Genomic DNA, 24,030 nt, shown 5'->3' with positions numbered 1-24,030 from the left:
CGAGGGATTACTTCCCGGCCGTCAGTCTTTCGTACTTGGCCTGCAGTTGCTCCCTGGTTTCCGCATGATTCGGGTCCTTGGGGATGCAATCCACCGGGCAGACTTCCACGCATTGCGGCGTGTCGTAGTGGCCTACGCATTCGGTGCATTTGTCGGGGTCGATGACATAAATCTCATCACCCTGCGAAATTGCGTCGTTCGGGCATTCCGGCTCGCACACGTCGCAGTTGATACATTCATCGGTAATTATCAGTGCCATGCTTTTCTCCTAGTTAGATCAATTTAATATTTCTGCTGCAACCTTGCCGCCACCAAGGGCGAAACGAACTTGCTGACATCGCCGCCGAAGCGGGCCACCTCGCGCACCATGGTGGCCGAGATGAAGGTATATTGTTCCGCCGGAGTCAGGAACAGCGTTTCCATTTCGGGATAGAGATTGCGGTTCATCCCGGCCAATTGAAACTCGTATTCAAAATCCGACACCGCACGCAATCCGCGCAATACCACGCGCGCCTCATGCGCCCGGACGAAGTTTATCAGCAAACCGTCGAAGCCTTCCACGCGCACGTTGGCAAAGTCCGTGAAGGCCTCACGCGCCATTTCCACCCGTTCGTCCCGCGTGAACAATGTCTTTGTGCGGCTTTCCGCCACTGCCACGATGACTTCGCTGAACATGCCTGCGGCACGCCGCACCACGTCCTCATGCCCGCGCGTGATGGGATCGAAAGTTCCCGGATAAACCACCCTAATCATCTACAGTAAGCCCAGTAATTGATAATACACCTGCCCGGCCTTGCCTGACTTCACTGCCTGCCAAGGCGGTGCGGCATCAATCGCATCACCCGATTCGACATATACCCTGCCGTTTTGGTTCAAGTGTTGCGGCAGGATTTCCAGCAGCCTGGGCAGGCAACCGCTCTTAAACGGCGGGTCCAGGAAAATCACGTCGTACCGGTGCGCATCGCGAGCTGCGAATTCTAACCCATCTTGGCAATATGCGAAAACGTTGGCGCAGGCCAATTTTTCAATGTTGTCCCGCAGGGCGCGGAAGACTGCGGGGTTCTTTTCCACCATCACCACCCGTTCCGCGCCGCGTGAGGCGGCCTCGAACCCCAGCGCGCCGCTGCCGGCGAACAGATCCAGGCAGGTCCGCCCGTGGAGCGTCTGCCCCAGCCAGTTGAACAGCGTCTCGCGCACGCGATCCGGCGTGGGGCGCAGACCTTCGGCATCGGGAAAGCCGATGGTGCGGCTGCGCAGCTCGCCGCCGATGATGCGAACCTTGTTGCTTGCTGCTTTTTTTATTTTGTGGCCCCGTTTTTATCTGCGGACGCCGGGGGCGCGCCCACGATCACCGTCGCCATCGCCTGTGGGTCGATGTGGCGCCTGAACGCATCGCGGACCTGCGCGACCGTGACCTGTTCGACCCTGCGCGTGAAATCGTCCAGATAGGTCAGCGGCAGGTTGTAGAAGCCGATGATGCTAAGGTAATCGAGGATCTTGCGGTTGCTGTCGATGCGCAGCGGGAAGCCGCCGATGATGTTCTGCTTGGCGGCCAGCAGTTCCTTTTCCGTCGGCCCCTTGGCGATGAATTCGGCGAGCGTGTTGCGCACCAGCTGCAGCGCCCCATCGGCCTGTTCCTTCTTGGTCTGCAGGCCGAGCTGGAATGCGCCCGGCTGTTTCAGCGGCATGAAGTAGCTGTAGACGCTGTAGGCCAGGCCGCGCTTCTCGCGCACCTCGTCCATCAGGCGCGACACGAAGCCGCCGCCGCCGAGGATGTGGTTGCCGACATAGAGCGGGAAATAGTCCGGATCGTTGCGCGCCATGCCCGGCGCGCCGACCAGGATGTGGCTCTGGCTGGCGGGGTGGGCGATGCGCTGCTCGCTGGCGGGAATCCGCATCGCGACCTCGGGCAATGCGGCGGGCGCAGCACCCGCCGGCAGTTGCGCCGTCAGTTGTTGCGCAATCGCCTCGGCCTGCGCGCGCGAGATGTCGCCCATGATGGCCACTACCGCACCGCCGGTACGGTAATGCGCGGCGTAAAAGTCGCGCAGGTCCTGCACGGTGATCTTCTCCACGCCGGCGACGTCGCCGGAAACCGGCAGGGCGTAGGGGTGCGCGCCGAATACCGCCTTGTTGAAGGCCTTGTCGGCGATGCTCTCCGGCTTGGTCTCGGCCTCTTTCAGGGCGGCGATCAGCCGCGCCTTCTCGCGCAGCAGGATCGCCTCGGGGAACAGCGGACGCTGCAGCACGCGCGCCATGATGTCCAGAGCCTTGTCGCGCTGCGCCGCGTTGCTCAGGGTGCGCAGCGAGAGACTCGCGCGATCCTGGTCGAAGCTCCCGCCGAATTGCGCGCCGAGGTCCGCCATGCCGCGCGCGATGTCGTCCTCGCTCAGCCCTTCCGCGCCCAGGTCGAGCAGGTGATGGGTCAGGCCCGCGACGCCGGCCTTGTCCGCGGCATCGAAGCTGCTGCCCGCCGGCAGGCTCACCGCGACGTCCAGGATCGGGATGTCGTGGTTCTCGACGAACAGCACCTTCGCGCCGCTGGCGCTCTGCCAGTGCTGGATGCTGGGGGTGGCGAACGCAGTGGCCGCAACGCAGCACAGCGCCGCAACAAGAAGGGATTTAATGCGCATGGTTCGCTCCCTGAGGCTGGCGTTTCGGTTTGCCGGAGAGCGGCTGCGGGTCGAGCACCGCGACGGTCAGGCTGTCGTCCTGCAGGATTTCCTCGGCGGCTTGGCGCACCTGTTCGGCCGTCACCGCCTGGAGTTTCTCCAGCATCACCGGGATCGCGCGGTGGCCCAGCCCGATGCTCTCCATCTGGCCGATCTGCATCGCCTGGTAGAACAGCGAGTCGCGCTTGTACACCTCGCTCGCCACCACCTGCGCCTTGACGCGCTGTAACTCCTCCTCACTCACGCCGTCCTTGAGCAGCAGCACGATCTCCCGGCGCAACGCGGCCTCGACGTCATCCACCATCCGGCCCTCGCTGGGCGTGACTTCGAGGGTGAACAGGCTCGGGCCGCGCGAGGTGGCGTCGTAGCCCGCACCCGCCGCACTGGCGATCTGCTGCTCGCGCACCAGATGCTTGTTGAGGCGCGCCGATTCGTTGCCGTCCAGCACACCGGCCAGAATCTGCAAGGCGTAGGGCTTCCAGTCCTGGGCGGGGTCCTGCAGCGTGGGCGCGTGGTAGCTCATCACCAGCTGCGGCAGCTCGGCGGGAGCCTTCACCACCATGCGCTTGATGCCGACCTGTTTGGGTTCGATGAAGTTGCGCCGCGGCGGCATGGCGCGCTTCGGGATCGCGCCGTAGTGCTTCTGCGCCAGCGCAAACACCTCCTCGGCCTTGACGTCGCCGCCGATGACCAGCGTGGCGTTGCTCGGTGCGTACCAGCGGTCGTACCACGCCTTGGCGTCGCCCACCGTGAGCGATTCGAGGTCGCTCATCCAGCCGATGATCGGATGCCGGTAGGGATGCTGCTGGTAGATCGTCGCCATCATCTTTTCCTGCAGCAGCGCATGCGCCTCGTCGTCGGTGCGCAGGCGGCGCTCTTCCATGACCACCTTGATCTCCCTGGCGAACTCATCGGCGGTGAGGTTGAGGTTGCGCATCCGGTCGGCCTCCAGCTGCATCGCCAGGGGCAGCTTCGACTTGTGCAACTGCTGGAAGTAGGCGGTGTAGTCGTAGCTCGTGAAGGCGTTCTCGCGCCCTCCAGCCGCCGAGATGCGCCTGGAGAATTCGCCCGCCGGCACGGCATGGGTGCCCTTGAACATCAGGTGCTCCAGCACATGCGCGATGCCGGTCACGCCGGTGCGCTCGTCCATGCTGCCTGCCTTGTACCAGATTTGCTGCACCACCACGGGCGCACGGTGGTCTTCCTTGACGATGACTTTCAGCCCGTTCGCCAGCGTGCGTTCGAATACCTCCGCCTGTGCGGCAGGCTGCATGCCTCCCAGCAGCAGTGCGATGCAAAACAGATAAGCTCTCATGTGCCTAGCCCTAAAACATGTAATCGGCATAAAATGCGCGCGTATTATGCCCTATTTCCCCGTGTCCAAAATGCGTTCCCAATGTTCAGCTTCCTGAAAAAAAATCCGTCCGGTGCCCCCGAAGAAAAACCCGCCAACGCCACTTCGACAGGCTCAGGACAGGGCTGGATCGCGCGCCTGAAATCCGGGCTGGCGCGCACCGGCAACCAGTTGACCGGCCTGTTCGGCCGCGGCGGCAAGATCGACGACGACCTCTACGAGGAACTGGAGACCATCCTCATCACCGCCGACGTCGGCATGGACGCGACCAATGCGCTGCTCGCCGATCTGCGCTATTACGTCAAGGAGCATCGCCTGAGCGAGGCGGCCGAGCTCAGGGAGGCGCTCGCGCACTGCCTGCTCAAGCTGCTCAGGCCGCTCGCGCAACCGCTGCAGGCTGAAACCCATAAACCTTTCGTCATCATGATGTGCGGCGTGAACGGCGCGGGCAAGACCACCTCGATCGGCAAGCTCGCAAAATACCTGCAGGGCCAGGGGCTGTCGGTGCTGCTCGCGGCTGGCGACACCTTCCGCGCCGCGGCGCGCGAACAGTTGATGACCTGGGGCGAGCGCAACAACGTGACGGTCATCGCGCAGCAGAGCGGCGACGCCGCCGCGGTGATCTACGACGCGGTGCAATCCGCGCAGGCGCGCAAGATCGACGTGGTGCTGGCCGACACCGCCGGACGCCTCACCACGCAGGCGCACCTGATGGAAGAGATCAAGAAGGTCAAGCGCGTGATTGCCAAGGCACTGCCCGAGGCCCCGCACGAGGTGCTGCTGGTGCTCGACGCCAACACCGGCCAGAACGCGCTCTCGCAGGTCAAGGCCTTCGACGAGGCGCTCGGCGTGACCGGCCTGATCCTGACCAAGCTCGACGGCACCGCCAAGGGCGGCGTGATCGCCGCGATTGCGAGGGCGCACCCGATCCCGGTGCGCTTCATCGGCGTGGGCGAGGGGCTGGACGACCTCAGGCCGTTCGTTGTGGAGGATTTTGTCGAGGCGCTGCTGGGGCTGGACGAGCAGTAACGGGAAGACGAAGTCTGCCGAAACAGGCGGTCAAGCCACCAGCCGCCCGACTAGCTCCGACAGGTTCGAGTAAGTGATGAAGGCTTCAGGAAACCGTGGCCTGTCCCTGATTGTCTTGAAAACAATTCGAGCCTGAGCACCTTGTCGTTTTAATGTCTAAATTGCAGGCTTGTTGCGATCACATCACCGCTAGCAACAATGTCCGCGATATTTTGACATTTACCATGCACATGCAAGCAGGTGACTTGGTTGAATCTGATGGCCAATAAAATTGTTGCTAATACATGTGGTTTAGGTCCCATTGGAACAAAAGTTATATCCGCGGTTTTTAAGTACGGCGAAATAACTTCAGCCAATTTTGCAACAGTCAGCTCGATACTTGTTAGCGGAAGTTCAAGCGTCTCCCTTGCTACATCAATCAATTCCTTATTCTTGCTGCGCGCAATGGTGGGATAGCTTTCATTTAGGGATGGGGATGCAAAATATGCGAATATTTCATCTGGTTGCAATTTATCTAAAACGCAGAGGGGGGCGAGATTTTCAAAACCAAGGCCCATGACTGCTATAGATTTAGTAACAGTCCCTGACGACCCCTCACAACCTGGCAAAGGCAAAATGCTTTCGACAGAAATGGGAGCAAAGTCACCAGAATACTCCCCGGCTGAATAGACGAAGTCGACGACAACTTCAGACTGCAATTCACTGAACCTGAACCAATTGAGGATGGCGGCATACCACGAGCGGCTCATTGAAGAATAGTCTACAAGGACACGAGAGATCTTCGCCTTAGAATCGCGAATTTCCTGATTTAATAACCTATACACCTCCAATTCATTTGGGGAGGGCAGAATTGTTGGGGCTATCCCCCACTTTTGTTGGAAGTGCTTGTCGCTTTCAGCTCGCAACATGGCATCGCCAACAAATTCAAAACCAAATATTAGCTGCCTATTGATATTGGAATGATTGAGTTGAGAGGAAATAAATTGGCAGCGTGACTCATATCCACAAGCAAAGATTGCCAAGTCATATGTGTTGGCTTTGGCAGATTCAAATGTGATGTCGTTTATGGAGGTAAGCTTCATGATTTGGTATTCTGTAGCACTAGTATGTCAGCCTGCTGATTAATGCGTTTGATCGACACTGGTTTGCCTTTTCGCGGCAGAATTTTAAAGTTAGGAGCAAGTACGTAGGCTAGACGAAAGACACCAATTCGCTCAGGCATTTGATCGCCACTATTGGCATTAATATTTGGGTAGAGAAGCCCAAGACCTACGGCATTTTTGATCACGGTCCACTCATTGTCGGTGATTGGGACATCGATCGCTATGGATGAAACTTGGTCAGTACCAAGCAGGTTGTCATGTAAATCCCGTCGCATATAATTACCGGCAGCAGATAAGAACTTATACAAATCTGGGCCGTTTTGTGGCTCACTTTGTACTCGACTCAGTGTGCTGTTTGAAAAGGCAGTCAACAACATTGTTTGACGTTGTGGCTTAATCTGGTTAAGCGTTTCGCTCTTTCCTCGCTCAGAAATGAAAAGGTTAATAATGCGAATTAGTCTTCTTGGGTTTGCATCACTGCACCTTATTGCCATTCTAATGCCAGAGTAAACATCCAGCTCTGCGCGGCCACGCTTTTGTGCAACCGCCTCTCGAAGCAGGAGTGCACCGTGAATTTTTCTTGAAATTTGATCTTTGAAATCGGGTGTGCCGGCCAGACGACCTGCTCTCGCTTGTGTAGCCGAGTTGGCATGTTTTTTCATTAGGGCCATCATTTTTGAATCCGCAGACCAGTCACTGATTCTAGAATCAAGCAGTACGGAGGCGCCTAGTAATGCTTCAAAATCTTCCCACTTGTAATCTCCCGCCGATTGTTCTGCGCGCTTGTTAAAGAGCATTTTTGCGAAATACTCACCGCTGTCCTCACTCGGCAGAAATTCTATCGGGTCCTTGTCAATGTAGATGTATTCGAAATCGTGTCCAACGTTTAGACAAGCGTTCATGTTTGTTTCAAGTGTGTGATGGTAGTAGGGCATGGTTGTGATCTTGAAGACCAAGTTCCCGGGATGTGCTCGTAGGTGTGAGTTGAGGATTCTATGGTGATGAGGTTCAAGAAATTCAGCCTCGTCGAGACATAGCATCCATACGGAGTTTTCTGGAAAATCGAGAGCTCGTGATGCAAGCGTTATTGCCCTTCTTAGGGGGGAAAAAAGCTCAGATTCGAAATATGCACCGATCATTAATTCATTACTGGTCGCAATCCCCGTTATGCGCGCGCGTGTGATCTGAGCCTGTTTGCCGTGTTCAATGTCTTCCAGTAATTCATGTAATGCAAAAATCGTTTCGCATGAACCCTCTGGGTTGTCAGTCCATGTTTTATAAAGTGCTCTTGCCAAATCGCGCTCTGTGCGCGCACGGTCACCATGGTTTTTGATATAGGTGTCAAGGCAACTTTTTAGCGTCACTAATAATGCGGCGCAAGTGGATATATTTAGTCGCCATTGGAAAAATTTCTCGGCCTCTGCTTCAGTTTGCCATTGTTTGTTCTTCAATCCGCCAACCCATTCCAATCTTGTTGGGACGTAGATGCCAATGAACTCTTTTCGCTGAATGATTTCCTTTGCGCGCTTATCATCAAACTGAGAAAGGTGGTCGTGCGCTAGCATCCTCACAAGTTCAGTCTTGCCCGATCCGCGCGCACCAAGAACGATATGGTTTTTGGGGGACAGTAATCGCCAAAAAGATTTGGTTGGGACAAACGTGTTTACAACCTCAATAGAAGACAAGTTTCTAGCATTCTCAACTTCAAAGAGGTTTCGTTTTAGTATATCTTCCATGTTAGTTTGCCTTCCGTGGTAGAAGCAAAATTGCGTTATCGGGAATTTCGCCATGACATTCGACGCCAATTTCGGCGCTAATTTCTTTTAATAAAAGCATGACGCAATCAGGGTGTATGTAACCCAATTTGCTTTCCTGTGTCACGAGATCAAGCCAACGCACATAATCAGTTTTTTGGAAGAGTGTTTGGATTTTTTGGACTAAGTTCTTCTTTAGTATTGTTGGCGACGCGTATGTGCCGAACCCAAGTTGGTGCAAAATTCCGTCATGTTTTTGACTTGCCTTCCAGCCGTGTCCACTTAAGTATGCCCAGTTGCGCAAGAGACCGAAGATGCACTCTTCTTCATCGTCTCGCCCCTCGATTTCCAATAAATGGAATTGATTGCTTGCATGTTGGTTGTAGGTCAACTCAAGCTGATATGAAAAGCTACCAGCGCCTAAAATTACGAGCGGAAAACTAGAGTTTGTAATTTGTGTTTTGAAGTGAGGCATATGTTTATGGCCATGCAGCAGCAAATCGAACTTGAACTTTGTTAAAAGGTTAAGCAGATTTTCCGCATTTGTCATTACACTAAAGTCGGGTGTATCTGGAATGTGATCGCTGTATTGAATTGGATGGTGGTGAACTAGAAAAACTTTTAATTTTTGTTTTGCCAAGTCCATTGTTTGAAGTTGTGCGTCAAGCCATTGCAATGAAGATTCTGTGATTAGGCCATGATGTACCTTTGTGTTTCGATCATCGTGATTTGAAGAGTTGTAACCAACTAGAATCAAATCCTCAAAAGTCCAAACCCCCAAACAATTGTCAGACAACATGTGGTGTGGCGAGCGACGCATCGTGTGCTCAAAAAACCAATCTTCGTGCTGAAGTGGCGCATACATTTGCTTGGCATAAAAACCTGTTGTGTCGTTTTCCCCAGCTGGTTTTGCATCCCAATTTTTATCATGATTGCCGGGCACAAATAAAATCTTTTCTTCAGGCACGCCGAGAGCCGTACCAATCTGCAATATTACTTTTGATGCGAGCTTAAATTCATCTGGATGAGCTTTCCCTGTAATGTCTCCAGGAATTACTAAGTAGTTTGCTTGTATGTTTTTTGACTTAACAAATTCAAGGAATTTCAGAAGATATTTCTCGTCAATTCCATTTGTGTCGGCATGGGGGCTGAGATCTTTAGATCTTACGCCGTGCCCAATATGAAGATCACTAATGATCGCGATTTTAAGGTTGGTCATTTCTGAAGTTGGCAAGAGATTCACAGTCGAAATTTGAGACTAGGACTTCAGATGCTCTTCGCCTATGTTTTGCGAAGCCAGCAATGTTTCTTTGTACTTCAACAGTAGTGTTGTGCCAATCGCGGAAGTAAAGCTTGGCCTCTTGACTGTTTGCATAAGACAACAGGAATTTGGCGCCAATAGAATCAATTTGTATCAGAGTATCTCGCAGGCGTTCGAGATCGTTAAGGCCAAATGTTTGCGGGCCATATTGGCTGAAAATCCTTTCATTCTGGACGGCATAGGGTGGATCCAGATAAATAAAGTCATCGGCCTTCACTTCGTTTGCCAGTATAGAGGCAAAATCCCCGCACTTAATATCAACGTTCTTTAACATGTTCGCAGCCAAAACAAAAGCATCCCAAGTGGGAAGCCCCCCTGTCTTTGAGCTCGCATAAGGGACGTTGAACTCTCCTTTTAGATTTGTGCGGTAAAGGCCATTAAAACAATAACGATTTAAAAAAATGAAGCGTGCGGCGCGATCCGTTGAGGCGAGTGAGTTCGGATCAATCTTTCTAATGATGTAATAACTCTCGGCACCAACAGGGATGCTCAATAGTGAGGCATATACAGCCTCTGGTGTTTGACGAACCGCTTCAAACATGCCAACAAGTTCAGCGTTAATGTCTGATAGTAATGCACGTGTTGGTGAAATTGAGAAGAACACGCACGCAGAGCCCATAAATGGCTCGATATAACGATAATCGTTGCCTGGCCAGCATGAGGACAATAGGGGGGCAAGTTGTCTTTTGCTCCCGGCCCAACGAATGAATGGCTTTAGTTTCATGGAGACGTAGAAATTCTAGTTATGATGATCAGGAATTAAAGGGGCTAGGGTCGCAATAGTTTCTCAAACTGCCAATCAATTAAACGGGGTCAGCATCACATTAAATTCCCAACACAAGTATTTAGGGGATAGACCATGCTTTCCACACAGCATCGAATCAAAGTGATAGGGGGTCAGCATCGCCATTGCTCTCAATCATGCCGCCTAAGCGCTTTGTGCATGCAATTTGATCCCCAGCGCATTCGTCACTTTCAGGATAGTTGCAAAACTTGGGTTGCCCTCTCCCGATAGCGCCTTATACAAGCTTTCACGCCCCAGCCCGGTTTCCTTTGCCAGTTGGGTCATGCCCTTGGCGCGGGCGATGTTGCCGAGCGCCTTGGCGATGAAGGCGGCATCATCGCCTGCTTCTTCGAGACAGGCTTCGAGATAGAGCACCATGTCCTCATCGGTTTTCAGGTGTTCGGCGCTGTCCCATTTTTTCAGTTTGGTTTTTGTCATGATGGCCTCCTAAATTTGACGCGCGATTTCCAGCGCGGTCTTGATGTTTTTTGTCTGGGTGGATTTGTCTCCGCCCGCCAACAGGATGACGATTTCCATCCCCCGTTGCATGAAGTACACGCGATAGCCCGGCCCATGGTGGATGCGCATTTCCGAGACGCCTTCGCCCACGGGTTTGCAATCGCCGAAGTTGCCATCCTCGGCCCGGTCGATGCGTACCTGGATGCGGCGCGATGCCTGCTTGTCTTTCAGGTTTGCGAACCAGGTATCGAAGACCTCCGTGGTCAGGATGGACTTCATGAGGCAGTGTATTCTTTGGGATACGGTGCGTCAACCCGTATTGCTTGAGGAGGCATAAAGTGACTGGCGTCATGGCGACGCCCTGTTCGGTGAAGGCGTAAGGGGCATAACGGCGTCCGCCGCGTTCGGAGGGTGTTTCGTTTGAAGTCACAAATTGTGATTTCAAGTTTGAGGTGCCAAATTGGAACCTCAAAGCTGTGAATTCTTCAGCCGAAAGCTGGAACATAGCAATTAAATGGGGCAGCATCACAATAATTTCCCAACACAAGTATTTGGGGGATAGACCATGCTTTCCCCACAGCATTCGAATAATGCGGCGCAGTGTTTCAGCATTCCCATCAAAAAACAATATGCCGAACGGCCTATTTTCAATGGTGGCGCGGTGGGCAGCAGTTTCCCCGGTAAAGGCCTTCAGTCCACCCAATGTTCCACCGCCGGCACGCAAAATTGCTTTCTCCGCAGCGAGCGGCTAGCATCAGCAAAAGCGACGATCATGAAAAACAATCTTCCCCTCGATAATCCGCTCAAGACCATGCCGCAGCCTGACGAAGCGCAGCGCGGTTACGGTGTTACCCGTAAATGATCTCCTTCAACCAGGTCCACAAGCGTTATCCCGGCGGCTACGAGGCGCTGAAGGGCGTCTCGTTCGACATCGCCGAGGGCGAGATGGTGTTCCTCACCGGGCATTCCGGCGCGGGCAAGAGCACGCTGCTCAAGCTGATCGCGGCGATTGAGCGGCCCAATTCCGGCAGCGTGCTGGTGAACAACCAGAACGTCGGCGCGCTCAAGGGCGGCGCCTTGCCTTACCTGCGCCGCAACCTCGGCATCGTGTTCCAGGATCACAAGCTGTTGTTCGACCGCAGCGTGTTCGACAACGTGCTGCTGCCGCTGCAAATCTGCGGCTTCGACCACCGCGAGAGCGCCAAGCGGGTGCGCGCCGCGCTGGACAAGGTCGGCCTGCTCAGGCGCGAGAAGGCCAATCCCATCGCGCTCTCCGGCGGCGAGCAGCAGCGCCTGTGCATCGCGCGCGCCATCGTCAACCGCCCGGCCATCCTGCTGGCCGACGAGCCGACCGGCAACCTCGATGCGGATTACGCGCGCGAGATCATGGCGATCTTCAGTTCCTTCCACCAGGTCGGCGCGACCCTGCTCATCTCCACCCATGACGAGAGCGTGCTGCGGGACAGCGGCGTGCGCCGCCTCGCGCTGAAAGAGGGCGTGCTGCAATGACGCGCGCCTTCGCCCAGCGCCTCGGCGTACTGCGCGCCGTACTGCGCCGCATGTTCGCATCCCCGCTGGCCGGGTTCCTCAACATCCTGGTCATCGGCATCGCGCTCAGCCTGCCTGCCGGCCTGTATGCGCTGCTGCAGAATGCGCAGGGGCTGGTCGCACAGTTCTCCGGCACGCCGCAGATCAGCCTGTTCCTGGAGATGAATGCGAAGGCCGAAGACATCGACCGGCTGCACAAACAGCTGGTACAGCACTCAGCCGTCGCGGGCGTCGAATTCGTCCCGCGCGCGCAGGCGCTGGAGCAGCTCAAGCAGAGTACCGGCCTCGCCGACCTGATCGGCGGGCTGCAGCAGAACCCCCTGCCGGATGCCTTCGTCGTCCATCCCAAACCGGGCGATGCGCAATCGCTCGATGCGTTGCGCGGCGAACTCGCGAAGCTGCCGAAAATCGCCGAGGCGCAGCTCGATTCGGCCTGGGCCTACAAGCTCGAAGCTCTGCTCAAATTCGGACGCATGGGGGTGCTGATCCTCGCCAGCCTGCTCAGCCTCGCGCTGGTCGCCGTCACCTTCAATACCATCCGCCTGCAGATCCTCACGCAGCGCGACGAGATCGAGGTCGCCCGGCTGATCGGCGCGACCGACGGCTTCATCCGCCGCCCCTTTCTCTATTTCGGCGCGGCGCAGGGCCTGCTCGGCGGCATCATGGCCTGGCTCATCGTCACCCTCAGCCTGCTGCTGCTCAACGCGCAGCTCGGCGCGCTGTCGCAACTCTACGGCAGCTCGCTCACGCTTCGTCCGCTGTCCCCCGGCGACAGCCTGTCGCTGCTGCTGTTCTCGGTCTACCTCGGATGGCTCGGGGCGTGGCTGTCGGTGGCGCGGCACCTGTCGCAGATCGAACCGCGCTGAGAGAATGCCAGGGCATGGTCGAATGGCCGTCGTCTTCGAAGCGGATATTGATGAACGATATGCACAATTACTGTGTGGCAGTTTGGCTTATACTTATTCAAATACTTGCAATTTGAGACTAAAACGCTGGTTGATGGATTATTGCCATGGAATTACATGAACTCAGATTCGGAAAGATTATTTTGCTTTCCAGCAGCATTGCCGAAGTGATCATCGACGATGGCGTCGAGATGGACGAAGCGATGGTTAATGAATACCACGAATTTCTCATCGCGCACCTGCAGGCGCCATTTAATCTTTTAATCAACAAGATCAATTCCTATTCTTACGATTTTGTTGCGCAAATGAATTTGGCCACGATCGGACAAATCAAGGCCATGGCGGTCGTTGCTTACAATCGAATCACCGAACGCTCTACCGAGTCGTTGATTGCCACTCCACGAAAGGCAGAATGGAACATAAAGATATTCTCTAATCGTGAAGCGGCCATGCAATGGCTGGGATCCGAACATCAATGATTTTTCGACTATCCGGACTTCATCCGGTTTGTAGATGTATTGTTCGCTAAGCTGATAGCTTCATCATTTTTCAGGAGGAGCAACCATGTCGCTGCTATTTTCGAAAACCACTTTAGGCCAGTTCACGCTTGAAAATCGTCTGGTCATGTCGCCGATGACGCGCAGCCGCGCCATCGGCAATGTGCCGAACGAACTCATGGCGGAGTATTACGCGCAGCGCGCGAGCGCCGGCCTGATCGTCACCGAGGGCACGTCGCCCTCCCCAAACGGGCTGGGCTACGCGCGCATTCCCGGCATCTTTTCCGCGGCGCAGGTCGAAGGGTGGCGGCGCGTTGCCGATGCGGTGCACGCGCAGGGCGCAAAGCTGTTCGTGCAGCTCATGCACACCGGGCGCGTCAGCCATGAGCTCAACCTGCCTCCCGGCGCACGCGTACTCGCGCCTTCGGCCATCGCGGCCGCCGGGGAGATGTACACCGATGCGGAGGGGATGAAGCCGAACGCCATGCCGCAGGAGATGAGCGCGGCGGACATCAGGGACGCGATCGGGGAATTCGCGCAGGCCGCGAAGAACGCCGTGGCGGCGGGATGCGACGGCGTCGAGCTGCATGCGGCGAACGGCTACCTGCTCGAGCAGTTCATCCGCCCGAACTCTAATTTGCGCACGGACCGCTACGGCGGCCCGATCGAGAACCGCGCGCGCTTCGTGCTCGAGGCCGTCGAGGCGGCGATCGTCGCCATCGGCAAGGACAGGGTCGGCATCCGCCTGTCGCCGTTCGGCGTGTTCAACGACATGCCGCTGTACGACGCGATGGAGGCGGAGTACGCCTGGCTGGCGCAGCAGCTCAATGCGCGCGGGCTGGTCTACATCCACCTGGTCGATCATTCTTCCATGGGTGCGCCGCCGGTGCCCGATTCGATGAAGGCGGCGTTCCGCAGCGCGTTCAAGGGCGCGCTGATCCTTTCCGGCGGCTACGACGCCGAACGGGCCGAGAGCGACCTCGCGGCGGGCAAGTGCGACCTGGTTGCCGTGGGACGCCCGTTCCTCGCTAATCCTGACCTGGTCGAGCGGTGGAAAAACGGCACTGCGCTGAATGCCCCCGATCCCGGTACGTTCTATACACCCGGGGCCAAGGGCTACATCGATTATCCGGTGATGGGCTGAGCGAATAAAGTAGAAGCTGTTCGCGTTGAGCCCTTCGACTTCGCTCAGGAAAGCCCTATCGAAACATGAACGGCTTTACGGCCTTCGACAGGCTCAGGCCGAACGGAGCAGGAAACTCTATTTGTGCCTTGTGCGGATCAGTAGGCTATCGTGAAACTCACGCGCTCGTAATCGATGCCGCGTTCCACGCTGATGCCCATCTTGAGGTGCTCCTTCTCGCCGTTCAGATGCAGGACTTCCACCACGCGGTCCGGCTGGTACCAGTCGCGCGGGACGACCAGGCTGGGGGGGGTGCCGAGCCCCGCAACGGGGGGCAGCAAAAAGGCCGGGACGTATTTTTCCGGCACGGTCATGTTGATGCCGGTGGCGCGCATGCTGACCGCCTCGGGGGTGCCGGGCAGGTAGCGCACGCCGATCTGCAACTGCCCGGCGCGCGTGACGTTCGTCCACGCCGTGGCGCCCAGCAGGAAGGTTTCCGCATCGCCGGGGCGTACGGCAATGAGCTGGTTGTAGCTTAACCGCCCGCCGAAGGTGTCCTCGCGCGTCAGGCGCGCTCCCGAGATGCTTTCGTTCTCGAACTGCCAGGTCTCCAGCGGGAAGCCCATTTCCAGCAGCTCCTTGTTGTGCGCGTCCTGCAGCACCCGCCCGAAGGCCTCGATCTGGTGGCGTGCCACGCTGCCCAGCGTGCTCTCGCGCCCGGGCTGCCGGAACGGCTTGCCGGACAGGTGCGCGTAGATGCCTTCCGGCTTGTAGCAGAGCTGGGCGCGCTGCACGGCCGGGAGTCGCTCGCCCTGGCGCACACTGTGGTTCTCGCACCAGCACTGGTGCAGGAAGGTGAGGAACTCGATGCAGTCGCTTGCGCTGCAGTGTTCGCACAGGTTGACCTGCCGTGGGGTCTGGCCCTGCTGCAGCAGGATGGTCTTCACGCGCAGCAGTTTGGAGAGCGGCACCATCGGCAGGTAGCGCATCGATTCGCTGTGGGTGACCTGTGTAAGCGGCTGCAGGCCGCGCGTGCTGGCCAGGTCTATCGCGAGCGGCTGGGCGTCCCCCTTGCTGGCGGCATAGCTGCGTTCCACCGTCACCGTACCGCTCCATTGTGTGAGCCAGTTATCCAGCAACTGCAGCTGCGAGCGGGTCAGCTCCGCGGGGCGCGCGTAGCAGGCCAGCAGGGTCTTCACGTAGACGTTGCGGCAGCTGCTGCGCGGGTATTTTTCGTTCAGCGGATCGCCGACTTCGCCGGCCTGAAAATTCTGTTCCTCGGCGAAGGCATACAGCTCGTGCAGCTGGTTCCACAGCTTGGGATCGAATTCGTAGCCGGTGCGCAGGTGCTCGAAAATCTCCAGGCCGCTGTACATCAGACAGCGCTGGCACAGCAAGGCGCCGTGCTTCGCGAGCTGCTTGTCGCCGGCGATATAGTCCTGCAGGCAGCGCTGGTAGCCCAGCACCATGGCCTGCCAGAGCTGCACGATGGCGATGAACACCATCAGTTCGCTTTCGTTCAGCGGCAGCGGTTTGGCGATGAGTTTCTTGGCGTAGTCGCCCTGCACGTAGCCGACGGTCTCGCGCAGCAGCTCCAGCGTGTTGAGCCGTTCCTGGCCGCGCATCGGATAGCGGTTGAGCTCGTTGATCTGGCTGAACAGCAGGCTGTGCGCCAGTTGCAGGTTTGTCAGCTGCAGTTGCCCGAGCCATTTGGCGCAGCCGGCCGCATCCTTGAAAAGCGGATTGGCGCGGTCGTCGGTCGGTTCGAGCGGGAGTGTCAGCATGGTTATTCTTGGTTATAGGCCGATACTTTCCATGAGGCGCGTCCTGCCGTCAAGCGGCGTTCCCCGGAATGGGCAGCTCACAGCAGCACGCGTTCGATGCCTCCGTGATTGGCCTTGTCGACGTAACTCTCCAGCCAGTCCGGGCCGAGCAGGTGGCGCGCCATTTCGATGATGATGTATTCCGACGTGGTGCCGCTGTCGTTGTCGTAGCGCGACAGCCCCTGATGGCAGGCCGGACAGGAGGTGAGGATTTTCACCTCGCCGGCAAAACCGTCGGCGCGCAGCGCGGCGGCGCCCTTGCGCATTTCCTCTTCCTTGCGGAAGCGCACCTGGGTCGCGATCTGCGGCACCGATACGCCGAAGCTGCCGGCCTCGCCGCAACAGCGGTCGTTGAGCTTCACGTCGGTCCCCATCAACTCGCTGGCCACCTTGAGCGGCTGGTAGGTCTTCATCGGCGAGTGGCAGGGATCGTGGTACATGTACCGTGCGCCGGTGGGGGACTCCAGCTTCATGCCTTTCTCGAGCAAATACTCGTGGATGTCGAGCAGGCGGCAGCCGGGAAAGATTTTCTCGAACTGGTATTTCAGCAACTGGTCCATGCAGGTGCCGCACGACACGATCACCGTCTTGATGTCGAGGTAATTCAGCGTATTCGCCACGCGATGGAACAGCACGCGGTTGTCGGTGCTGATCTGATTGGCTTGGTCGGCCCTGCCTGCGGCGTTCTGCGGGTAGCCGCAGCACAGGTAGCCGGGCGGCAGCACGGTGATCGCGCCGAGCTCGTAGAGCATCGCCTGCGTCGCGAGCCCGACCTGGCCGAACAGCCGCTCCGAGCCGCAGCCGGGGAAGTAGAACACTGCCTCGGAATCCTCGCTCAGCTTGTGCGGGTTGCGGATGACCGGCACGATGCTGGGGTCCTCGATGTCGAGCAGCGCGCGCGAGGTCTTCTTGGGCAGGTTGCCCGGCATCGGCTTGTTGACGAAGTGGATCACCTTCGCGTGGCCGGACGGGAAAAGCAGCGGTGCACCGCCCACGGTGGCCGGCGGGTGTTTGAGCTGGCCGCCCAGCAGGCCCAGATGTTTGGCGATCTTGTGGCCGGCGCGCTGCGCCTTGTAGCCCAGCTCGATCATCGTCTTGCGCAGCAGCTTGATCGTGAGCGGGTCGGTGGCGGTGAGGAACATCATCGAGCCGGCAGTCACCGGGTTGAATTTCTTCTTGCCCTGCTTGCGCAGGAAGTTGCGCATCGCGACCGACACGTCGCCGAAATCGATGTCCACCGGGCAGGGATTCTTGCACTTGTGGCAGATCGTGCAGTGGTCGGCGACGTCGCCGAATTCGGCGAAGTGCTGGATGGAGACGCCGCGCCGCGTCTGTTCCTCGTACAGGAACGCCTCGATCAGCAGCGAGGTCGCGAGGATCTTGTTGCGCGGCGAATATAGCAGGTTGGCGCGCGGCACATGGGTGCTGCACACCGGTTTGCACTTGCCGCAGCGCAGGCAGTCCTTGAACGAGTCGGCGATCTCGCCGAGTTCGCTCTTTTCCAGGATCAGGCTTTCCAGCTCCATCAGGTTGAAGCTCGGTGTGTAGGCGCGCTCCAGGTTGCTGCCCTTGAGCAGCTTGCCGCGGTTGAAGCGTCCCTCCGGGTCGATGCGCTGCTTGTAGTCGGCGAAGGCGGCGATGTCCTGAGGATCGAGGTAGTCGAACTTGGTGATGCCGATGCCGTGCTCGCCGGAGATCACCCCGCCGAGGTCCTTCGCGAGGCGCATGATGCGGTCCACCGCAGCATAGGCCTGCTGCAGCATCTCGTAGTCGTCCGAATTCACCGGGATGTTGGTGTGCACGTTGCCGTCGCCGGCGTGCATGTGCAGTGCGACGAACACGCGGCTCTTCAGCACGTTGCCGTGGATGTTGCCGCACTGGTCGAGGATGGGCTGGTAGGTGGCACCGCTGAAAATGTGGCGCAGCGGCTCGCGCACCTCGCGCTTCCACGAGGCGCGCATCAGGTGGCGCTGCACCGCGTCGAACACGGTGGCCGCATCCTGCCGGTCCTCGGGCGCGTACATGCCTTCCCCGAGCGGCGCATCGAGGTTGTCGAGCAGCCATTGCCAGCGCGTGCGCACTTCGGCGAGCACCTGCTTTGCCGCCTGCGGGCGGTTGCCGAGCAGTTCGGCGCCGCCGAGTTGCGCGTCGTCCTGGTAGCGCAGCGGAAGTTCGCCCGCGAAGAATTCGTCCAGCGCATCGAGCAGCTTGAGCTTGTTCTTCAGCGACAGCTCGATGTTGATGCGCTCGATGCCGTCGCAGTAGTCGCCCATGCGCGGCAGCGGGATCACCACGTCCTCGTTGACCTTGAAGGCGTTGGTGTGCTTGGCGATCGCGGCGGTGCGCGCGCGGTCCAGCCAGAATTTCTTGCGCGCCTCGGCGGAGACCGCGACGAAACCTTCGCCGCTGCGCAGGTTGGCGAAGCGCACGATCTCCGATGCGGCGGAAGCCGCCGAGTCCGCATCGTCGCTGACCACGTCGGCGATCAGCACCATCTTCGGGCGGGTGCCGCGCCTGGCCTTGGTGGCGTAGCCCACCGCCTTGAGGTAGCGCTCGTCGAGGTGTTCCAGCCCCGCGAGCAGCGCCGTGGGGTGCGCGTCCATGTAGTTCTTGATTTCGACGATCGCGGGCACCGCCTCGCGCACCTGGCCGAAGAATTCCAGGCACACGGTGCGGGTATGCTCGTGGGCGCGGTGCAGGATGAAGCGCGCCGAGGTGATGATGCCGTCGCAGCCCTCCTTCTGGATGCCGGGCAGGCCGGAGAGGAACTTGTCGGTGACGTCCTTGCCGAGGCCGGCCTTGCGGAACGCGCTGCCGGGGATGTTGAGCATCTCCGGCGCGCCGTGCGGCGTCTTGCCGTCGATCTCGAAGCGGCTGATGCGGAAGGTCGCAGTTTCCGTGTCGTGGATCTTGCCGAGGTTGTGGTTGATGCGCTCGACCAGCATCCACAGGCCGTCCGGCGTGACCATGCGCCACGAGGCGAGGTTGTCCAGCGCGGTGCCCCACAGCACGGCCTTCTTTCCGCCCGCGTTCATCGACACGTTGCCGCCGATGCACGACGCGTCCGCCGAGGTCGGGTCGACCGCGAACACCAGCTTGTTGGCTTCCGCCGCCTCCATCACGCGCCGCGTTACCACGCCCGCGCCGCAGCGGATCGTGGCGTAGGGTTTGTCCACACCGGGCAGCACCAGATGTTCCACGGCGGAGTACGCGTCCAGCTTCTCGGTGTTGATCACCGCGGAGAACCTGTCCAGCGGCACCGCACCGCCGGTGTAGCCGGTGCCGCCGCCGCGCGGGATGATGGTCAGCTTGAGCTCGATGCAGGCGCGTACCAGCGGCGCGACCTCTTCCTCGGTGTCGGGGTGCAGCACCACGAACGGATATTCCACACGCCAGTCGGTCGCGTCGGTCACATGCGAGACGCGCGCCAGGCCGTCGAACTGGATGTTGTCGCGGCGCGTGATGCGTGTCAGCACCCGCAGCGCGCGCTTGCGCAGCTGTAGGGTCTGCTCGAATTCGGCGGCGAACTGGTCGACTGCCGCCGCGGCGAGTTCGAGCAGGCGCCTCACCTTCCGGTTGCGGTCGTCCTGGCCGGCGTCGCCCTCGGACTCGCGGCGGCGCGCCTCGATGGCGTTCAGGCGGTGGCGCAGCGCGCCGGTCAGCGCGTTGCGGCGCTTGCGGTTGGAGAGCAGGTCGTCCTGCAGGTACGGATTGCGCGTCAGCACCCAGATGTCGCCCAGCACCTCGTACAGCATCTGCGCCGAGCGCCCGGTGCGGCGTTCTTCGCGCAGCGTGTTGATGATGTCCCACGCCTCGGCGCCGAGCAGCCGCAGGACGATCTCGCGGTCGGAAAGCGAGGTGTAGTTGTAGGGTATTTCTCTCAAGCGTGCAGTCATGGTCTGCCCTGATTCGACAAGGCGCGCATTTTACCCGAATGCGGCTCGCCGCTCGACCCTGATGAGCATGCGGACAAAACAGGATGCGCAAAACATGAAAGGGAAGAGGATCGCTATTGGGGAAAGTTCCATCGGCGGCACGCCCGGCTGCTATAGAATGCCCGCCATATGAACCACCCACCCGACAACCCTGTTGCGCGCGTTTTTTTCGCCTTCTGGCCGACCGCCGCCGAGTCCGCGCAGCTTGCGGCCTGGCAGGCGCCGCTGAAGCGCCTGTGCGGCGGGCGCGCGATGCGCGGCGAGACGCTGCACAACACGCTGGCGTTCATCGGCGATGTCGAACTGTATGGGCTGGAAGTGCTGCAGCTCGCGGCGCAGGAGGCAGGCGGCGAGGGGTTCGAGCTGTGTTTCGATGCGGCGCGCTACTGGGGGCACAACCATATCGTGTACGCCGCGCCGCACCATGTGCCGCAGCAACTGCTACAACTGGCCGATGCGCTGGGGCGGCGCCTGGACGCGCATCGCTTCAAGTTCGACCAGCGCGAATATAAACCGCATGTCACGCTGCTGCGCAACGCGCACTGGAGCGATATGCCGCTGCCCGTGATGCAGCCGGCATGCTGGAGGATAGCGGATTTCGCACTGGTACAATCCGTGCAGCGGGGCGGGCTGACGGATTACCGGGTGCTGGCGCGTTTTCCTTTGAGTCCTTGTAGTGGATAATCGCCCCCATTGAAATTCAGTAACCGGAAGCAACCGCATGCTCAATATTTTCACGCTGGAAAACGGAAAGCTGGTCGGCATCCGGCCGGATGAGATCGCCGCGCGCAAGCCGGTCTGGGTGGATGCCATTGCACCCGGCGAAGAAGAGCGCGAATGGGTGACCAGGACCTTTTCGATCATCCTGCCGCAAGCCGAGCATTTGCGCGACATCGAGGCGAGCGCGCGCTTCTACGAGGAGGACGGAGAACTGCATGTGCGCTCGGACTTCCTGCTCGGCAAGGAAAGCGAGTCGCGTAGCGTCATCGTAGCTTTCGTGCTGTCGAACAACGTGCTGTTCAGCGTGCATGACGAAGACCCGCCGGTCTTCCAGCATTTCCGCCTGCGTTCGCGCGGGCAGACCGACCTGGTCGCGGGCAGCCTCGACGTGCTGGTCGACCTGTACGGCTCCGACGTGGAGTTCTCCGCCGACGCGCTGGAGGAGGCCTATGCCGATCTCGGCGAAATCAGCGACGCGGTGCTCTACAAGACGCTCAGCGACAAACAGGCCAGCGCGGTGCTGGCCAGCATCGCGCATGCGGAGCACCTCAACGGGCGCATCCGCCGCAACCTCATGGATACGCGCCGTGCGGTCTCGTTCCTGATGCGCAGCAAGCTGCTCTCTCCGGACATGATGGATGGGGCGCGCCAGATCATGCAGGACATCGATTCGCTGGACGGGCATACCGCCTTCCTGTTCGACAAGATCAACTTCCTGATGAACGCCACGGTCGGCTTCATCAACATCAACCAGAACAAGATCGTGCGCCTGTTCTCGGTGGTCTCGGTGGCGCTGCTGCCGCCCACCCTGATCGCCTCCATCTACGGCATGAATTTCAAGTCCATGCCGGAACTAAACTGGCCGAACGGCTATCTATTCGCCCTGTCGCTGATGGCGGTATCCGTCGCATTGCCGTTCTGGGTGTTCCACCGCAAGGGCTGGCTGAGATAGGCGGTGCTGCCTGCCGTTCGCGGCCACCATACGAATAACTTTAGCTCGGTTTCATTATGAAAAAAACGAACCATTCCGCCCGCCGGGGCGGCTTCCTGCTGCTGTGCCTGCTGCTTGCGCCGGCGGTACAGGCCGGCGAGGAGGCCTTTGCGCTGTGCGCGAAGCAATATGCGGGCAGCAACGCCGAGCGCCTGAAGTGCTACGACAATGCGCAGGCCGCCGCTTCCATGGCGGAACTGCCGTTGCTTGAAGACGAAGAGGGAGCGCCGCCGCCAGCCGTTGCCACACCTGCATCGCCCCCGCCCCCGGAACGCTCCTACCTGACCAAGGCCTGGAACCTGGATGACAGAACCAATCGCGATGAGAGCAAATTAGGCCGCCTGACACCACATCGGCAAAGCTACCTGCTGGTGCGCACGACCGGCAAGATCAACAGGCAGCCTACCTCGCCCGCTCCGGGCCACAGCACGCCTGCACCCTTCGATTTCGATGCGCTGGAGACCAAATTCCAGTTGAGCTTCAAGGCGGACATCGGCAGCCAGCGAGACATCAATTTCCTGGGGCTGAAGACGCTGCGCCTGTGGGGCGCCTACACGCAGCAGTCCAACTGGCAGATGTTCAACACGCGCAATTCCTCGCTGTTCCGCGAGACCAATTACGAGCCGGAACTCATCGCGACCCTGGGCACGGGCAAGGATTCGGGACTGAAGCTCGTCAACCTCGGGCTGTCGCACCAGTCGAACGGGCAGCATTTGCCGGAGTCGCGCAGCTGGAACCGCCTCTACCTGCAGGGCGGCTGGGAATGGGGCAACACTTCGGTGATGGCGCGCGGCTGGTGGCGTATCCCGGAGAATGCCCTCAAGGACGAGAACCCGGACATCACCGATTACGTCGGCCGCGCCGACCTGGTGGCGCGCTGGGAGCCCGCAGACAAGTCGCAGGCCGTGGCCCTGCTGCTGCGCAACAATCTCCGCTTCGGAAGTAACCGCGGCTTCATGCAACTCGATTGGTCGATGCCGGTGCCGCTGGGGAACTCCGCGCGGCTGCATACCCAGCTGACTTCAGGCTTCGGCGAGAGCCTCATCGACTACAACCATCGCCAGACGACGATGGGTGTTGGCTTTTCGTTCCGCGAGTGGTAGTCAGGCCGCCGATGCTTGATGGGCGAATAGCCTCGAATCAATCGCCAGATTGTGTCACGAGCCGCTCGATGCACCAGGCCGCTGCGGCGAACCCCATCGGCGCGGTGACCGTCACTGCCGAGCCGTAGCCCGCGCAGCTCAGGTTGCCCGCGGTGCAGATCCCGCTCTTCCGGGACGGCTCCTCCAGGTACACGCAGGCCACGCCGAACTTGCCGTTTTTGCGCGGCAGAATTTTGAATTCCTTGCGCAGCAGGTTGCGGATGCGCGAAAGCAGCGCGTCGTGGGTGACCAGCCCCAGGTCGGCCTGACGCAAATTGAGGGGATTGCTCTTCCCGCCTGCCGCGCCGCACACGACCAGCGGAATCTTCTTGAAGCGCGCGTGGGCGATCAGCGCGGCCTTCACCTTCACCTGGTCGCAGGCGTCGATTACGGCGTCGAACGCGCCTTCTGGAATCAACTCGCGGAGATTTCCCTCGGTGAGGAAATCATCGACGGCATTCACCTTGCAGGCGGGATTGATATCGCGGATGCGCGCTTCGAGGACCGTCACCTTCGCCGCGCCGAGCGTGCTCTCCAGCGCCTGGATCTGCCGGTTCATGTTGGAGGCGGCGACATGGTCGAAGTCGATCAGCGTGATGTTCCCGACGCCGCTGCGCGCGAGCGCCTCGACCGCCCAGGAACCGACGCCGCCGACGCCCACCACCGCCACGCGGCTGCGGTGCAGCGCCATGCGGGTGCCCTCGCCGTAGAGGCGATCAACGCCGCCGAAGCGGCGCTCATGGTCGTTGTCGAGATGGGAGAGCGGCATGTTTATTTAAATTCTAATATGAACCACGAAGGACACGAAGACCACGAAGAAGAACGCAGGGCTTTTTGTGGGCTCGCCGGCTTGGTGAGCAGTCCGTTCGC

The 24,030-nt window shown here is 59.1% G+C and carries 23 protein-coding genes and 1 pseudogene; 9 read left to right on the top strand and 15 right to left on the bottom strand.

Annotated elements, in window-relative coordinates; all coding sequences use genetic code 11:
* Positions 1-7: 7 nt before the first annotated feature.
* Genes ACRRNM_RS07535 through ACRRNM_RS07515 form a run of 5 tightly spaced genes read right to left on the bottom strand, consistent with a single transcriptional unit; the run spans position 8 to position 3,987 of the window.
* The gene (locus tag ACRRNM_RS07535) at positions 8-259 is read right to left on the bottom strand and encodes a YfhL family 4Fe-4S dicluster ferredoxin (protein ID WP_435627615.1); all 252 of its coding nucleotides are present in this window, start codon (positions 257-259) and stop codon (positions 8-10) included.
* 23 nt (positions 260-282) lie between these two features.
* Positions 283-753: a pantetheine-phosphate adenylyltransferase gene (gene coaD, locus ACRRNM_RS07530; protein ID WP_435627614.1), complete on the bottom strand. Its 471-nt coding sequence runs from the start codon at positions 751-753 to the stop codon at positions 283-285.
* Positions 754-1,269, bottom strand: a complete 516-nt coding sequence (gene rsmD, locus ACRRNM_RS07525; RefSeq protein ID WP_435628654.1) for a 16S rRNA (guanine(966)-N(2))-methyltransferase RsmD — start codon at positions 1,267-1,269, stop codon at positions 754-756.
* Positions 1,270-1,298: 29 nt separating this feature from the next.
* Entirely contained in the window at positions 1,299-2,633 is a 1,335-nt protein-coding gene (locus tag ACRRNM_RS07520; RefSeq protein WP_435627613.1) for a M16 family metallopeptidase, read from the bottom strand.
* On the bottom strand, positions 2,623-3,987 hold the full coding sequence (locus ACRRNM_RS07515; protein WP_435627612.1) for a M16 family metallopeptidase: 1,365 nt from the start codon (positions 3,985-3,987) through the stop codon (positions 2,623-2,625). Before ACRRNM_RS07515 ends, ACRRNM_RS07520 begins: the two co-directional genes overlap by 11 nt.
* Before the next feature lie 81 nt (positions 3,988-4,068).
* Here ACRRNM_RS07515 and ftsY point away from each other — a divergent pair, with 81 nt between their 5' ends.
* Positions 4,069-5,055: a signal recognition particle-docking protein FtsY gene (ftsY, locus tag ACRRNM_RS07510; protein WP_435627611.1), complete on the top strand. Its 987-nt coding sequence runs from the start codon at positions 4,069-4,071 to the stop codon at positions 5,053-5,055.
* Positions 5,056-5,204: 149 nt separating this feature from the next.
* Here the strand turns inward: ftsY and ACRRNM_RS07505 are convergent, their stop codons facing one another.
* The 7 genes and pseudogenes from ACRRNM_RS07505 to ACRRNM_RS07475 form a co-directional block, all read right to left on the bottom strand.
* On the bottom strand, positions 5,205-6,137 hold the full coding sequence (locus ACRRNM_RS07505) for a hypothetical protein (protein ID WP_435627610.1): 933 nt from the start codon (positions 6,135-6,137) through the stop codon (positions 5,205-5,207).
* Complete coding sequence (locus ACRRNM_RS07500) at positions 6,134-7,894, bottom strand: ORC-CDC6 family AAA ATPase (protein WP_435627609.1); 1,761 nt, start codon at positions 7,892-7,894, stop codon at positions 6,134-6,136. Before ACRRNM_RS07500 ends, ACRRNM_RS07505 begins: the two co-directional genes overlap by 4 nt.
* A 1-nt stretch (position 7,895) precedes the next feature.
* On the bottom strand, positions 7,896-9,131 hold the full coding sequence (locus ACRRNM_RS07495; protein WP_435627608.1) for a metallophosphoesterase family protein: 1,236 nt from the start codon (positions 9,129-9,131) through the stop codon (positions 7,896-7,898).
* Positions 9,118-9,957 (bottom strand): DNA adenine methylase, encoded by an 840-nt coding sequence (locus ACRRNM_RS07490; RefSeq protein WP_435627607.1) that lies wholly within the window; start codon positions 9,955-9,957, stop codon positions 9,118-9,120. Before ACRRNM_RS07490 ends, ACRRNM_RS07495 begins: the two co-directional genes overlap by 14 nt.
* Positions 9,958-10,161: 204 nt before the next feature.
* A complete protein-coding gene (locus ACRRNM_RS07485; RefSeq protein ID WP_435627606.1) occupies positions 10,162-10,455 on the bottom strand; it encodes an addiction module antidote protein in 294 nt (97 codons plus the stop codon).
* 9 nt (positions 10,456-10,464) lie between these two features.
* Positions 10,465-10,755 carry a type II toxin-antitoxin system RelE/ParE family toxin gene (locus tag ACRRNM_RS07480; RefSeq protein WP_435627605.1) on the bottom strand — a complete coding sequence of 97 codons (291 nt, stop codon included), beginning with the start codon at positions 10,753-10,755 and terminating at the stop codon, positions 10,465-10,467.
* Positions 10,756-10,837: 82 nt separating this feature from the next.
* Positions 10,838-10,981 (bottom strand): annotated as a pseudogene (locus ACRRNM_RS07475) (ORF6N domain-containing protein); the annotation flags it as partial.
* A 60-nt stretch (positions 10,982-11,041) separates the two neighbouring features.
* Here ACRRNM_RS07475 and ACRRNM_RS07470 point away from each other — a divergent pair.
* The 5 genes from ACRRNM_RS07470 (at position 11,042) to ACRRNM_RS07450 (ending at position 14,570) form a co-directional block, all read left to right on the top strand.
* On the top strand, positions 11,042-11,338 hold the full coding sequence (locus ACRRNM_RS07470; RefSeq protein WP_435627604.1) for a hypothetical protein: 297 nt from the start codon (positions 11,042-11,044) through the stop codon (positions 11,336-11,338).
* The gene (gene ftsE, locus ACRRNM_RS07465) at positions 11,335-11,985 is read left to right on the top strand and encodes a cell division ATP-binding protein FtsE (protein ID WP_435627603.1); all 651 of its coding nucleotides are present in this window, start codon (positions 11,335-11,337) and stop codon (positions 11,983-11,985) included. The genes ACRRNM_RS07470 and ftsE overlap by 4 nt, the downstream gene beginning before the upstream one ends.
* Positions 11,982-12,890 (top strand): permease-like cell division protein FtsX, encoded by a 909-nt coding sequence (ftsX, locus tag ACRRNM_RS07460; protein WP_435627602.1) that lies wholly within the window; start codon positions 11,982-11,984, stop codon positions 12,888-12,890. The genes ftsE and ftsX overlap by 4 nt, the downstream gene beginning before the upstream one ends.
* 146 nt (positions 12,891-13,036) lie before the next feature.
* Positions 13,037-13,408 carry a hypothetical protein gene (locus tag ACRRNM_RS07455; protein ID WP_435627601.1) on the top strand — a complete coding sequence of 124 codons (372 nt, stop codon included), beginning with the start codon at positions 13,037-13,039 and terminating at the stop codon, positions 13,406-13,408.
* Between the two features lie 85 nt (positions 13,409-13,493).
* On the top strand, positions 13,494-14,570 hold the full coding sequence (locus tag ACRRNM_RS07450) for an alkene reductase (RefSeq protein ID WP_435627600.1): 1,077 nt from the start codon (positions 13,494-13,496) through the stop codon (positions 14,568-14,570).
* A 137-nt stretch (positions 14,571-14,707) separates the two neighbouring features.
* Here the strand turns inward: ACRRNM_RS07450 and ACRRNM_RS07445 are convergent, their stop codons facing one another.
* Entirely contained in the window at positions 14,708-16,333 is a 1,626-nt protein-coding gene (locus tag ACRRNM_RS07445) for a hypothetical protein (protein ID WP_435627599.1), read from the bottom strand.
* Positions 16,334-16,410: 77 nt separating this feature from the next.
* Positions 16,411-20,268, bottom strand: coding sequence for a DUF3683 domain-containing protein (locus tag ACRRNM_RS07440; RefSeq protein ID WP_435627598.1), 3,858 nt, complete (start codon positions 20,266-20,268; stop codon positions 16,411-16,413).
* A gap of 168 nt (positions 20,269-20,436) precedes the next feature.
* Between ACRRNM_RS07440 and thpR the strand changes: the two genes are divergently transcribed.
* Genes thpR through ACRRNM_RS07425 form a run of 3 tightly spaced genes read left to right on the top strand, consistent with a single transcriptional unit; the run spans position 20,437 to position 23,121 of the window.
* The gene (gene thpR / locus ACRRNM_RS07435) at positions 20,437-20,991 is read left to right on the top strand and encodes an RNA 2',3'-cyclic phosphodiesterase (protein WP_435627597.1); all 555 of its coding nucleotides are present in this window, start codon (positions 20,437-20,439) and stop codon (positions 20,989-20,991) included.
* Positions 20,992-21,028: 37 nt separating this feature from the next.
* The gene (corA, locus tag ACRRNM_RS07430; protein ID WP_435627596.1) at positions 21,029-21,979 is read left to right on the top strand and encodes a magnesium/cobalt transporter CorA; all 951 of its coding nucleotides are present in this window, start codon (positions 21,029-21,031) and stop codon (positions 21,977-21,979) included.
* A gap of 56 nt (positions 21,980-22,035) precedes the next feature.
* Complete coding sequence (locus ACRRNM_RS07425) at positions 22,036-23,121, top strand: phospholipase A (protein ID WP_435627595.1); 1,086 nt, start codon at positions 22,036-22,038, stop codon at positions 23,119-23,121.
* Between the two features lie 37 nt (positions 23,122-23,158).
* Here ACRRNM_RS07425 and ACRRNM_RS07420 read toward each other — a convergent pair whose 3' ends face one another.
* Entirely contained in the window at positions 23,159-23,929 is a 771-nt protein-coding gene (locus ACRRNM_RS07420) for a tRNA threonylcarbamoyladenosine dehydratase (protein WP_435627594.1), read from the bottom strand.
* Between the last annotated feature and the right edge of the window lie 101 nt (positions 23,930-24,030).

The sequence above is a fragment of the Ferrigenium straubiae genome (genome assembly GCF_051257895.1).
Taxonomy (GTDB): domain Bacteria; phylum Pseudomonadota; class Gammaproteobacteria; order Burkholderiales; family Gallionellaceae; genus Gallionella; species Gallionella straubiae.
The sequence above is the reverse complement of the archived record's forward strand: the minus strand, read 5'-3'. Positions and strand labels throughout refer to the sequence as shown.

Excerpts from the sequence above, each read along its gene's own strand:
- ACRRNM_RS07535 (WP_435627615.1), bottom strand. The coding sequence starts at position 259 with ATGGCACTGATAATTACCGATGAATGTATCAACTGCGACGTGTGCGAG.
- coaD (WP_435627614.1), bottom strand. The coding sequence starts at position 753 with ATGATTAGGGTGGTTTATCCGGGAACTTTCGATCCCATCACGCGCGGG.
- ACRRNM_RS07520 (WP_435627613.1), bottom strand. The coding sequence starts at position 2,633 with ATGCGCATTAAATCCCTTCTTGTTGCGGCGCTGTGCTGCGTTGCGGCC.
- ACRRNM_RS07515 (WP_435627612.1), bottom strand. The coding sequence starts at position 3,987 with ATGAGAGCTTATCTGTTTTGCATCGCACTGCTGCTGGGAGGCATGCAG.
- ftsY (WP_435627611.1), top strand. The coding sequence starts at position 4,069 with ATGTTCAGCTTCCTGAAAAAAAATCCGTCCGGTGCCCCCGAAGAAAAA.
- ACRRNM_RS07505 (WP_435627610.1), bottom strand. The coding sequence starts at position 6,137 with ATGAAGCTTACCTCCATAAACGACATCACATTTGAATCTGCCAAAGCC.
- ACRRNM_RS07500 (WP_435627609.1), bottom strand. The coding sequence starts at position 7,894 with ATGGAAGATATACTAAAACGAAACCTCTTTGAAGTTGAGAATGCTAGA.
- ACRRNM_RS07495 (WP_435627608.1), bottom strand. The coding sequence starts at position 9,131 with ATGACCAACCTTAAAATCGCGATCATTAGTGATCTTCATATTGGGCAC.
- ACRRNM_RS07490 (WP_435627607.1), bottom strand. The coding sequence starts at position 9,957 with ATGAAACTAAAGCCATTCATTCGTTGGGCCGGGAGCAAAAGACAACTT.
- ACRRNM_RS07485 (WP_435627606.1), bottom strand. The coding sequence starts at position 10,455 with ATGACAAAAACCAAACTGAAAAAATGGGACAGCGCCGAACACCTGAAA.
- ACRRNM_RS07480 (WP_435627605.1), bottom strand. The coding sequence starts at position 10,755 with ATGAAGTCCATCCTGACCACGGAGGTCTTCGATACCTGGTTCGCAAAC.
- ACRRNM_RS07470 (WP_435627604.1), top strand. The coding sequence starts at position 11,042 with ATGCTTTCCCCACAGCATTCGAATAATGCGGCGCAGTGTTTCAGCATT.
- ftsE (WP_435627603.1), top strand. The coding sequence starts at position 11,335 with ATGATCTCCTTCAACCAGGTCCACAAGCGTTATCCCGGCGGCTACGAG.
- ftsX (WP_435627602.1), top strand. The coding sequence starts at position 11,982 with ATGACGCGCGCCTTCGCCCAGCGCCTCGGCGTACTGCGCGCCGTACTG.
- ACRRNM_RS07455 (WP_435627601.1), top strand. The coding sequence starts at position 13,037 with ATGGAATTACATGAACTCAGATTCGGAAAGATTATTTTGCTTTCCAGC.
- ACRRNM_RS07450 (WP_435627600.1), top strand. The coding sequence starts at position 13,494 with ATGTCGCTGCTATTTTCGAAAACCACTTTAGGCCAGTTCACGCTTGAA.
- ACRRNM_RS07445 (WP_435627599.1), bottom strand. The coding sequence starts at position 16,333 with ATGCTGACACTCCCGCTCGAACCGACCGACGACCGCGCCAATCCGCTT.
- ACRRNM_RS07440 (WP_435627598.1), bottom strand. The coding sequence starts at position 20,268 with ATGACTGCACGCTTGAGAGAAATACCCTACAACTACACCTCGCTTTCC.
- thpR (WP_435627597.1), top strand. The coding sequence starts at position 20,437 with ATGAACCACCCACCCGACAACCCTGTTGCGCGCGTTTTTTTCGCCTTC.
- corA (WP_435627596.1), top strand. The coding sequence starts at position 21,029 with ATGCTCAATATTTTCACGCTGGAAAACGGAAAGCTGGTCGGCATCCGG.
- ACRRNM_RS07425 (WP_435627595.1), top strand. The coding sequence starts at position 22,036 with ATGAAAAAAACGAACCATTCCGCCCGCCGGGGCGGCTTCCTGCTGCTG.
- ACRRNM_RS07420 (WP_435627594.1), bottom strand. The coding sequence starts at position 23,929 with ATGCCGCTCTCCCATCTCGACAACGACCATGAGCGCCGCTTCGGCGGC.